General features: G+C 25.8%; 1 protein-coding gene and 1 pseudogene. Both read right to left on the bottom strand.

Annotation, left to right across the window (positions count from 1 at the left end; all coding sequences use genetic code 4):
• Positions 1-357: 357 nt before the first annotated feature.
• Positions 358-828: a transcription elongation factor GreA gene (gene greA / locus BST80_RS05245; RefSeq protein ID WP_400249483.1), complete on the bottom strand. Its 471-nt coding sequence runs from the start codon at positions 826-828 to the stop codon at positions 358-360.
• Positions 829-916: 88 nt separating this feature from the next.
• Positions 917-1,237 (bottom strand): annotated as a pseudogene (locus BST80_RS05240) (hypothetical protein); the annotation flags it as partial.

The following is a 1,237-nucleotide window of genomic DNA, read 5'->3' as shown; positions in this document are numbered from 1 at the left end:
AACCTTTAAAATATCTAACATTTTATTAAAAGTGGCTTGTTTTATTCCTGTTAATCGGAATAATTCTTTATCATTAATAAAATCAAATTTATCAAATTTCATAATTTTAGATTCCTATAATTTCTATTTTAAATATATTTTATAGGAATTTTAAAATAACTAGATTATGCAAGAAGTCTAATACAACAGCTGTTAATTTTCTAGGTGCAGATACTCTACTATTTCAGGTAGCATAGATTATATTTGAACTGGATTGGGTAATGCAATGATGAAAGTTAAAGATGCTATTTATAATGTGTTATTACAGTTAATAATCTTCAAAATCATTAATTTACAATTTATATTTTTTTTTATTATTTATTCTACAGTTAAAATTTTAACTTTATAAGGTTCTTGAATTCCCTTAATTTCAACTAAATCTCCAACTTTTTTGCCAATAATAACTTTTGCAATTGGTGATTCATTTGAAATTGTATTTTCAAAAGGATTAGCTTCAACAGCACCAACAATTTTTAATTCATATTTTTTATTAATCAATAAATTAGTAAATGTTACTGTACTCCCCAATTTAATAATTCCTGTTTTTGATTTAACTTCCTTAATTTCTTTTGCTTTTGTTAATAGTGATTCAATTTCTTTAATTCGTCCTTCAACTTCCGCTTGACGGTTTCGTGCTGCATCATAATCAGCATTTTCTGATAAGTCTCCCTGTGCACGAGCTTCTTTTAACTCTTCAATAACTTCGGGACGAATAACATTAATTAAATTATCTAATTCTTCTTGTAAGTCTTTAATTCCCTCTTTAGTTAACAAAATTTCTTCATTCATGGTGTTCTCTCCGTTCCTCTCTGTTTTTTAATTACAACAATCATTATTATACCTTAAAAAAAGCAATAATAATGGGGTTTTTTATTTTTTATCAAGTAATAAAAGCCTTAATTTTTGTTGCAATCATATCAATTGCAATTTCATTTCCTTCATAATATGTCACAATAAATATCGGCATATTTAATACTTGGCTCAACAAAGTACTCATGCATTGATTTTACTGTTGTTAAATACTGATTAATAATACTTTCAACTGTTCGCCCCCGTTCTGATAAATCACGTGTTAAACGTCGAATAAAACGAATATCATCTTCTTTTTTAATGTAAATTGTAATTGCAAACACGCTTTTTCCAAAGCTCTTATTAGTAAAATGATAACATCATTTAAAATAAATGCAACTATTTTTTA

It is taken from the genome of Spiroplasma sp. Moj, assembly GCF_016082285.1.
In the GTDB taxonomy this organism is placed as follows: domain Bacteria; phylum Bacillota_I; class Bacilli_A; order Mycoplasmatales; family Mycoplasmataceae; genus Spiroplasma; species Spiroplasma phoeniceum.
This window is presented reverse-complemented; position numbering and strand designations above follow the sequence as displayed.